This is a genomic window from Rhodoferax sp. (assembly GCF_010365055.1).
GTDB lineage: Bacteria > Pseudomonadota > Gammaproteobacteria > Burkholderiales > Burkholderiaceae_C > Rhodoferax.
In genome coordinates, this window is sequence record NZ_JAAFHA010000118.1 from 1 (window position 1) to 9,706 (window position 9,706).

Genomic DNA, 9,706 nt, shown 5'->3' on the forward strand with positions numbered 1-9,706 from the left:
GCCTGAAACCGCGCTGACAGCGGCCCGAGCCGCCATGGAGTTCTGTCGACAGCAGGGATACCAAGTCGGCGTCGCTGTGGTAGATCGGGCGGGCCTGACGCAGGTTTTTCTGCGCGATCGCTACGCAGGGGCTCACACGGTGGACGTCGCCACCAACAAGGCCTGGACGGCAGCCAGTTTTCGCACGTCCACGCTGGCTTTGGCGCTGGAAACGCAGCCGGGCAAGCCGATGAGCGGCATTCGGAGTACGCCACGCATGCTTGCCATTGGCGGTGGCTTACCCATCGAGGGTGGCGGCACAGTCTTCGGTGCCATTGGGGTCTCAGGCGCGCCAGGCGGCGAGGCCGATGAGGCCTGCGCGCAGGCCGGCATACGGTCGATCTCAGAGGCGATTGAGTTCTAGTTGAGCCGAAGAGCTGCACGCATCATTTTTCCAGGTACGCTCATGCAAATGAAAATGTGGTGGATGCGGCTCGGCTCGCCAACCGCATGAACGCCTGCAACACCTACCTGCTACTCGAACACGAGACCCATTGATGCCGCAAGCCCCATTCACAGCCAGCAGGACGGTAGACGCGTCAACGGCCCTTGCACGGCGGCGTTTCCTGTTGGCTGGCGGGGCCGCCTTGGTTTGCCGTGCGGGGCTGGCAGCCGCAAGAACCTTGCCAATGGCCGTGTCATTGGCCGACGAACTTTCCCAGGCACTGGGGAAACGCAGTCCTCTGTTGGTGATGGTTAGCCTGGAAGGTTGTCCGTTTTGCAGGATCGTCCGTGAAAATTACCTTGCCCCCATGAGGGAACAGCAGGGACTGCACGTGGTGCAGGTTGACATGCGCAGCAGTCGGATCGTCAAAGACTTTCAAGGCGCAACCCTCACCCACGATGAATTGATTCGCCGTTGGACTGTCAAAGTTGCCCCCACCGTGTTGTTCTTTGGAGCGGGAGGCGCGGAAATAGCCGAGCGCCTGGTGGGGGGCTACACGCCGGACTTCTATGGCGCCTATCTTGACGACCGCTTACGCCTCGCGCACGCGGCGGTCTTGAAAGCGACGTAGCCTGTTGTTCTGCGCTGTCCCTTGACCGCACAAGGGGTTTTTTAGTCTGTCGTTGATCAACCGAATTTTTCCAACAGGCGGGCGGAGCGCTCCACCTCGACCAGTCTTTGCGCCTCAGTCTTCGAGTCACAAACTGCCTCTATCACCGAGCAGGTCATCATCCGGTAAAAGGTCTTGTCCATGGCCTTTCGCGCCGCAGACATTTGCAGGGCCACTTCCTCGCAGGGTCGGCCATTGCTGATCATCTCGACCAGGCCCCTCACCTGTCCTTCGATTCGGCGCAACCGGTTCAACACGTCCTTCTGGTGCTCAGCGCGAAAGTCTGAAACGACTGCGGCGGTGGTTGCCGTTGTCTTGGCTTGACTCGGTGTTTTTTTGGTGACCATTTGGATTCGGTGTGACGATGGTTGCAGTATTGCTAGTTTGCCAGATCACCATGGCATGCGAGCTGAATGGTTTTTTGGGTGGATACCCTACCCCGCAGGGTATAGGGTTCTTACCAATAGATTTTCGACAAGATTGATGTAATCTTGACCAGGATCAAAGACAGGCCCAAACAAATACTCTCGCAACATGGGCAGGCGCCTTATAGGCACCGACTCAATCGGCATAAGAATTCTCGATTTTGGATTTTTTTCCTGAAGAAGTTGCACCGTTCTGGACCGTTCTGAATCGCGACTGCTGCCGATTTTGGTGACCTTTGTGACCTTGCCTGTGAGTTGATGAAGCGTTCAGAAGACCCTGTGAAGCTGAGGTGGCCTTCACGGATGTCTTTGATTTTGATGTGAAGAGGTGGCTGATGCCGATCGTTAAAGGAAATTTGGTGAGACAAAAAATGTTAAGCGCTGGACGATTCCTGAAGGCGCCAGAAAACTTCTTGAATCAGGCCGAAATCAAGACCGTCTTTGCGGAGGCGAAGAATGGTCGGCGCGACTTCATACGCCTGGCATTTGCAGCGGCTGCAGCGAGTGCTGCCATTCCCGCTGCGATGGCACAAGGCAAGCTAGCGGCCAGTGAAGATGGCGATTTGAATATCTTGAATTTGCCCGAGCACAGCAAAGGTTTGGGTCAGGGTGTGTCCGCAGCAGGAAGTTATGGCGCGCCGTCCCAATATGAATCCAATGTTTTGCGACGTCAGAGTCCCGGCTTGACGCAAACCACACAATCGTCCGTGTCGTTTGCTCCGCTGCAATCGCTGTTCGGGATCATCACCCCCAGCGGCCTGCATTTTGAGCGCCACCACCAGGGCTGGTGGGACATTGACCCCTCCAAGCACCGTCTGATGGTCAATGGCTTGGTGAAGGCTGCCAAGGTTTTCACGCTCGACGAAATCATGCGGCTGCCCGCCGTCTCCCGTTTTCACTTCATTGAGTGCGGTGCCAATACGGCGGTCGACTGGGGCAACGTGGCTGTACCCACGGTGCAGTACACCCACGGAATGATCTCATGCAGTGAGTTCACCGGTGTGCCGCTCATCACGCTGCTGGAGATGGCTGGTGCGGATTTGAAAGCCGGCAAGTTTGTGCTGGCAGAGGGGGCGGAGGGATCGTCGATGACGCGCACCATTCCCATGGAGCTTGTCAAATCGGGCGAAGTGTTTGTGGCCTATGGCCAAAACGGCGAGATGCTGCGACCAGAGCAGGGCTACCCGCTTCGCTTGGTTGTTCCTGGTGTGCAAGGGGTAAGTTGGGTGAAATACCTGCGGCGCCTGGAAGTGGGAGACATGCCTTTTGCCACCAAGGACGAAGCGATCCATTACATGGACTTGCAGCCCGATGGGCTGCATCGCCAGTACACCAGCATTCAAGAGTGCAAGAGTGTCGTCACTACGCCCTCTGGAGGTCAAGTGCTTCTGGACAAGGGTTTCTACAGCATCACGGGCTTGGCCTGGTCAGGCCGTGGCAAGGTCAAGCGAGTGGACGTCTCAGTGGACGGTGGACGCAACTGGCAAACAGCCCGGTTGGAATCGCCGGTGCTCGCCAAGGCGCTGACGCGCTTCAGTCTGGACTGGAATTGGGACGGCAAACCAGCCATCATTCAAAGCCGCGCCATGGATGAGACTGGCTTTGTTCAGCCCACCTACAAGCAGTTGCGGGCGGTGCGGGGCACTAGGTCGATCTACCACAACAACGCTATCCAATCCTGGCTGGTGCAAGAGAGCGGGGAGGTAAAAAATGTCCAGGTTTCTTGAAACGTTATGCATGACGGCGCTACTGGTCACAGTGACCGGCGCCAGTGCTCAGTCCGCCGGCAGCTACCCTGGCGTGGGACGGGACGCGACGCCCAAAGAGGTGGCCGCATGGGACATCGATGTGCGTGCGGACTTCAAGGGGCTGCCGGCCGGCTCCGGCACTGTGGCCCAGGGACAAGATATCTGGGAGGCCAAGTGTGCAGCGTGCCACGGATTCTTTGGTGAATCAGGCGAAGTATTCAGCCCTTTGGCTGGGGGTGTTACCAAGGAAGACATCAAAACCGGCAAGGTGGCCAACCTGACCAATACCACCTTTCCGGGTCGCACCACGTTCATGAAGGTGGCGACGCTTTCAACCATCTGGGACTACATCAACCGAGCCATGCCTTGGACGGCGCCGAAGTCCCTGACCACGGGCGAGGTCTATGCGGTCACGGCGTTTCTTCTGAACCTCAATGGCATTGTCCCGGATGACTTCTCCTTGTCCGATACGAATATTCGCGAAGTGCAGCAGCGCATGCCCAACCGAAATGGCATGACGACCGAACACGCCCTGTGGCCCGGCAAGGAGTTCCACGGCGTCAACAAGCCGGACACGAAGAATGTGGCCTGCATGAAAGACTGCGCTCCTGCAGTCAAAGTGACGTCCCTCTTGCCTGACTTTGCGCGCAACGCGCATGGAAATCTGGCAGAGCAGAATCGACTGATCGGAGCGCAGCATGGTGTCGACACCACACGCCCGGAGCGCGCGGCGGGTGATGCCGTGCCTGCGACCGCCACACCGGTTGCGACAGCGCCGCAGGCAAAGCCAACGCAGTCCAAGTTGGCTGAACCCAAGCCAGCGGCAAGTTCCAATGCAGGCAGCAAGGCGGCTCTTGCCCTGCTGGGGAAGTACAACTGCACCGTGTGCCATGGGCTGGACAAGAAGATTGTCGGACCCGCCTATTCCGACGTGGCAAAGAAATACGCCGGCCAGGTCGACTATGTTGCCAAGAAAATCAAAGCTGGAAGTGCCGGTGTGTGGGGGCCCATCCCGATGCCACCCCAGCCCTTGAGCGAAGCAGAGGCCATGCAGATTGCAGTCTGGTTGGCCAACGGCGCCGCCAAATAGGCGCAGTCCATTTTTTATCGAGTCATTTTTCGTTCGAACTTAACCAAGGAGATTTTCATGCAAACTCGTCGCGAGACACTGAAACAAAGCGCCTTAGTGGCGGGGCTGTTGGCAGCCACGGGCCTATTCCCGCAGTACGCCTTTGCCTATAACAAGGCCGCTTTTGAGGCCAAGAGCCTGGCTGATGTCATGAAGGCATTGAGCGCAAGCGCTCCGGTCGAAAGCAAGGATGTCACGATCGGGGGCCCAGACATTGCAGAGAACGGGGCCGTCGTTCCCTTGACTGCCGCCACAACGCTGACCGGTGTCAAGCAGATGCTGCTTCTGGTTGAAAAGAACCCTTCCACCTTGGTCGCCCAGTTCAATGTGACGGACAGCGTGGAAACCAACTTTGCCACACGTTCCAAGATGGGCCAGTCATCCGATGTCTATGCGGTTGCGGTCATGAGCGACGGCAAGGCCTTCTTCGCCAAAAAAGAAATCAAAGTGACCTTGGGTGGATGCGGCGGTTGATCGCTGGTTTCGTTTTTTTTGTTTTTTTGATTCAAATTTAGGAGAAATAGCATGGCAGATCCGATGCGCATTCGCGCCCAAGCGGCTGGAGACAAGGCGACCGTCCGTGTCCTGATGGCACACGAAATGGAAAGTGGTCAACGCAGGGACGCCGCGGGCAATGTGGTTCCCGCATGGCATATCAATGAGGTGACCGCGTCGCACAATGGCACGGTGGTCATGACCGCCGAGTGGGGGCCTGCGGTCTCAAAAAATCCATTTGTGCAGTTCACCGTCAAGGGAGCGAAGGCCGGCGACAAGATCACCGTGAGTTGGAAAGACACCAAGGGCGATAGCCGTACCGATGAGGCAACGGTTTCCTGAGGGAGATTTGATTTTCGACACGAGGAGACATAATGAAAATATCGAAAGCAATTGCAGGCGGCGCCTTGGGATGCCTGGTTTTGACCGTCGCCTACGCGCAAAAGACCACGGTGCAAAGCATCGAGGAGTATCGGGCCATGCTGCAAGACGGCAATCCGGCGGAGCTCTTTGAGGCCAAGGGCGAGAGTCTCTGGAAACAGAAACGGGGGCCGAAGAACGCGTCCTTGGAGCAGTGCGATCTAGGCAAGGGGCCCGGCATCGTCAAAGGCGTATTTCTCGAACTCCCCCGTTACTTCTCCGACACCAACAAAGTGCAGGACATGGAGTCGCGCCTGCTGAGCTGTATGGAAACGCTGCAGGGGATCAAGGCTGCCGAGGTCGCCAGCACGCCCTTTGGGAAGGGCGAACAAAAGAATGTGACCGCACTGGCCACCTGGCTGGCGGCGGAGTCCAAGGGCGGCAAATTCAACTTGCCACAAAGCCATGTCCAGGAGAAGATTTCCTACGAAGTGGGAAAGCGCCTTTTCTTTCAGCGAGGCGGACCACATGACTTCGCGTGCGCATCTTGTCACGGACAAGATGGCACACGCATCCGCCTGCAGGATCTGCCGAATTTGACCAAGAATCCGGGTGACGGCGTGGGCTTTGCCGCCTGGCCAGCCTACCGGGTCTCCAACGGCCAGATGTGGGGAATGCAACAACGATTGAACGACTGCTATCGACAGCAACGTTTTCCTTATCCGGGCTTTGGCTCTGACGTGACCATTGCGCTGGGGGTCTATCTGGGCGTGAACAGCCAAGGTTCTGTCTCTGTTGCGCCCGCAATCAAACGTTGATCAAACAGGAGACACAGCATGAAAATTAAATCAAGAATCACCTTTCTTGCCAGCACCTCGATCGTTCTATTGGCAGGTTGCGCCGCCTTGCCAAGCGCCATGGACCTGGATCAGATCACGGCCAATGCGGTGAAGGCATCCTTCAGAGACGAAGGCATTGTCAAGGTTTCGGTTCTGGATACCGATGAGACCAGTCGCCTGTGCAGTGCCGCCGATGTCCGTGGCCAGCCGCTCGATGAAGCCACTGCAAAACGCATTGAAGCCATGAATTTCAAATCCATACGCTGGCCAGCTGATGGCAAGTTTTTGGGCGACTGGAAACAAGGCGAGAAACTTGCGCAAAGTGGTCGAGGCCTCACCTGGACGGACGATGCGGCGACGCCCAACGGAGCCAACTGCTACAACTGCCACCAGATCGACGCCAAGGAAATCTCCTTCGGCACGATCGGTCCAAGCCTTTACAACTACGGAAAATTGCGTGGTGTCACGGACCCCAACAGCCCGGACTCCAAAGCCATTGTGGAATACACATGGGGCAAGGTCTGGAACAGCAAGGCGTCCAACGCCTGTTCCAACATGCCCAGGGCAGGGCATATGGGCATCTTGACTGAAGCACAGGTGAAGCATGTGGTGGCCTTGCTGCTCGACCCGAAATCACCCGTTAACCAGTGATCCCTGTTGATGCCCGGGCATCCGGGCTCTTCCAACCATAACGGCGGGTGCAGAACCATGAATCTTACGAAACGAGAATTTGTCCAGGTGCTGGGGGCTGGCACCATGGCCGGACTGGGCATGGGTGCCTATGCCGATGCTGACGCGGCCACTGCTTCCAATGGTTTGTATGACATTGGCCGCTTTGGCACGGTTTCGTTCTTGCACATGACGGACTGCCACGCTCAGCTCAAGCCAATTTATTTTCGCGAACCGAATGTGAACCTGGGCATCGGCAGCATGAAGGGGAACCTCCCCCATCTCGTCGGCGAACACTTGCTCAAGACCGCCAATGTGCGGCCGGGCACGGCGCAGGCCTACGCGCTGTCATGTCTGGACTTTGAAAAAGCCGCACGGCGCTATGGCAAGGTCGGTGGTTTTGCGCACCTTGCCACCCTGGTCAAGCGCCTCAAGGCGAGCCGCCCCGGGGCGCTGCTGCTCGATGGCGGCGACACCTGGCAGGGTTCTGCCACATCCTTGTGGACCAACGGACAGGACATGGTGGACGCGTGCAAGCTGCTTGGCGTTGACGTCATGACCGGGCACTGGGAATTCACTTACGGCATGGAACGCGTCAAGGAAATCATTGAAAAGGACTTTGCCGGCAAAGTTGATTTTGTTGCCCAAAACGTCAAGACCAATGATTTTGGCGACCCGGTATTCAAGCCCTACGTCATGCGGGAGATCAATGGGGTGCCTTGCGCCATCATCGGCCAGGCATTTCCCTACACCCCCATCGCCAATCCTCGCTACATGGTCGCTGATTGGGCCTTTGGCATCCAAGAGGAAAACATGCAGACGACGGTAGACGAAGCCAGAGGCAAAGGTGCGCAGGTGGTGGTCCTCTTGTCTCACAACGGCATGGATGTGGACCTCAAGATGGCCAGCCGTGTCAGCGGCATCGACGCCATCCTGGGCGGCCACACGCACGACGGCATGCCGGTTGCGAGCATCGTGAGCAACAGGGGCGGTAAAACCATCGTCACCAATGCGGGTTCCAACAGCAAGTTCCTGGGCGTTCTTGATTTCGAGATCAAGGACAACAAGGTGAGCGACTTCCGTTACAAGTTGCTGCCGGTATTCGCCAACATGCTCCCGGCTGACAAGGACATGGATGCCTTGATCTCAAAAGTCCGCGCCCCGTACGAGGCGAAACTGGCCGAGAAGCTTGCCATTACCGAGGGCACACTCTATCGCCGCGGAAACTTCAATGGCACAGGCGACCAGCTGCTGCTGGATGCCTTGATGCAAGTGCAGGGTGCCGACATTGGATTTTCCCCTGGGTTTCGCTGGGGTACCAGTCTGCTGCCGGGCCAGGCCATCACGCGCGAGTGGTTGATGGACATGACGGCCACGACCTATTCCTATGCCACGCTCACCGAGATGACAGGCGCGACCATCAAGACCGTGTTGGAAGACGTCTGCGACAACCTGTTCAACCCTGATCCCTACTACCAGCAAGGCGGTGACATGGTCCGGGTGGGTGGTATGCAGTACAGCTGCAATCCACTGGCTGCCATGGGTCAACGCATTGACGACATGCGACTCAATGGCAAGTTGATTGAGGCGGATAAGAAATACAAGGTTGCTGGATGGGCGCCTGTGGCTGAAGAGGCCAAATCTGCCGGGCACAAGTTGGTCTGGGACGTGGCGGAACAATGGCTTCAGGCCACTGGAGGAAAGGTTAGCCAGCGCCATCTCAACACGCCCAAGCTCAAGGGTGTGCTGCCGAACCCCGGTTTCTTGGGATAAGGAAATACCATGAACGGTCTGGACACCACCAATGCGCTGCGCCGCAGACTTGTCATGCGGGGCCCCGCCCTGTTGACAGCCGCTCTCCTCCTGGCAGCGCCGCTGGGTCTGTGGGCGCAAAGCGCCGCCCCGGCCACTGAAACCTTGGCGCCCAGATACCGCGTCGTCATACAGGTCAGTAACCCAGACCCACGGGGCTGGCACCAGACACTGACTAACGCCATGTCGCTGACGAAAAACGCAGGGCGGGAAAACGTGCAGATCGAAATCGTCGTGAACGGCATGGCTATCGGCATGCTCAAGTACAACTCGCCTGAGGCCAAGGAAGTGGCGGCGGTGCTGGGCCTGGGCGTCAAGGTTTTTGCCTGCGGAGAAACGATGAAGGCGCTGATGCTGGAGAAGGACGACATGCTCCCGAACATCGGCTACGTACCGGGCGGACTGATCGAAATACTCGATCGTCAGCGTGACGGATGGCACTATGTCAAAGGCGATTGAGGCCATCGATCCCGACCTGAAACCCGATTAGAACCCTAGAACCCTAGAACCCTAGAACCCAGGAGAAAACCCATGAAGCGACGCATTGCTCTTTTGGCCGGAGCCGGACTTTCATTGGCCACCGCCACGACGGCCCATGCCCAGAGCGCCGTGCCGACCGGCAAGGAGCGGGTGGTGATCCAGATCAGCACGCCGGAACAGAGACTCTGGAACCAGGCGTTCAATTACCTGACCAACCTGCGTGAAGTCTATGGGGATGGCAACGTCGAACTGGAGATCGTTGCGCTGGGTCTGGGTATCGGCGTGCTCCAGCTCGAATCGACCCAGGGCCCGCGGGCTGCTGACGCCTTGCAAGCGGGCGTGCACCTGGTCGCCTGCGAAATCTCGATGCGCCGCCAGAAGCTCAAGCGCGAGGACATGTTGCCCAACATCGGTTTCGTGCCCGCAGGCCTTGGTCAGATCATCAAGCGCCAGCGCGAAGGCTGGGCGTACATCAGCGGTTGAGAAGGCAAACGGCGACAGGTTCACGTGCGGCGCGCCGCGATGCCAGGGGCTGACTCTTAATTTATGCAAAATTGGCCCGTAGCCCCCTACAGGGACTTCCCACCAAATCAAGAGGTATTGGATTTATTTTTTGATAGGCGGTATTCATTGCATTGATGTAAACGAAAGCGGC

12 protein-coding genes are annotated in these 9,706 nt (G+C 57.7%); 11 read left to right on the forward strand and 1 reads right to left on the reverse strand.

Translation table 11 applies throughout. From position 1 onward, the window contains the following. The coding region (locus GZ093_RS18395; protein WP_296488848.1) for a heme-binding protein at positions 1-403 on the forward strand (403 nt) is incomplete at its 5' end. A gap of 265 nt (positions 404-668) precedes the next feature. Beyond that, positions 669-1,055, forward strand: a complete 387-nt coding sequence (locus GZ093_RS18400; RefSeq protein ID WP_296488850.1) for a thioredoxin fold domain-containing protein — start codon at positions 669-671, stop codon at positions 1,053-1,055. Between the two features lie 56 nt (positions 1,056-1,111). On the opposite strand, the gene GZ093_RS18405 is transcribed toward GZ093_RS18400, so the two are convergent. After that, positions 1,112-1,441, reverse strand: a complete 330-nt coding sequence (locus GZ093_RS18405) for a metal-sensitive transcriptional regulator (protein ID WP_296488853.1) — start codon at positions 1,439-1,441, stop codon at positions 1,112-1,114. A 449-nt stretch (positions 1,442-1,890) separates the two neighbouring features. On the opposite strand from GZ093_RS18405, the gene soxC reads away from it, so the two are divergent. From soxC to GZ093_RS18450, 9 genes are all read left to right on the forward strand, one after another. Next, entirely contained in the window at positions 1,891-3,246 is a 1,356-nt protein-coding gene (soxC, locus tag GZ093_RS18410; protein WP_296488869.1) for a sulfite dehydrogenase, read from the forward strand. Between the two features lie 10 nt (positions 3,247-3,256). After that, complete coding sequence (locus tag GZ093_RS18415; protein WP_296488871.1) at positions 3,257-4,357, forward strand: c-type cytochrome; 1,101 nt, start codon at positions 3,257-3,259, stop codon at positions 4,355-4,357. A gap of 57 nt (positions 4,358-4,414) precedes the next feature. Further along, positions 4,415-4,870 (forward strand): thiosulfate oxidation carrier protein SoxY, encoded by a 456-nt coding sequence (gene soxY, locus GZ093_RS18420; RefSeq protein WP_296488855.1) that lies wholly within the window; start codon positions 4,415-4,417, stop codon positions 4,868-4,870. Between the two features lie 51 nt (positions 4,871-4,921). Further along, positions 4,922-5,233: a thiosulfate oxidation carrier complex protein SoxZ gene (gene soxZ / locus GZ093_RS18425; protein ID WP_296488858.1), complete on the forward strand. Its 312-nt coding sequence runs from the start codon at positions 4,922-4,924 to the stop codon at positions 5,231-5,233. Between the two features lie 32 nt (positions 5,234-5,265). Continuing rightward, a complete protein-coding gene (gene soxA, locus GZ093_RS18430; RefSeq protein WP_296488860.1) occupies positions 5,266-6,069 on the forward strand; it encodes a sulfur oxidation c-type cytochrome SoxA in 804 nt (267 codons plus the stop codon). Between the two features lie 18 nt (positions 6,070-6,087). After that, positions 6,088-6,741 carry a sulfur oxidation c-type cytochrome SoxX gene (gene soxX / locus GZ093_RS18435; protein WP_296488862.1) on the forward strand — a complete coding sequence of 218 codons (654 nt, stop codon included), beginning with the start codon at positions 6,088-6,090 and terminating at the stop codon, positions 6,739-6,741. 57 nt (positions 6,742-6,798) lie between these two features. After that, a complete protein-coding gene (gene soxB / locus GZ093_RS18440) occupies positions 6,799-8,532 on the forward strand; it encodes a thiosulfohydrolase SoxB (RefSeq protein ID WP_296488864.1) in 1,734 nt (577 codons plus the stop codon). A gap of 9 nt (positions 8,533-8,541) precedes the next feature. Further along, entirely contained in the window at positions 8,542-9,030 is a 489-nt protein-coding gene (locus GZ093_RS18445; RefSeq protein WP_296488865.1) for a DsrE family protein, read from the forward strand. A gap of 72 nt (positions 9,031-9,102) precedes the next feature. Beyond that, on the forward strand, positions 9,103-9,534 hold the full coding sequence (locus GZ093_RS18450) for a DsrE family protein (protein WP_296488866.1): 432 nt from the start codon (positions 9,103-9,105) through the stop codon (positions 9,532-9,534). Positions 9,535-9,706: the final 172 nt, after the last annotated feature.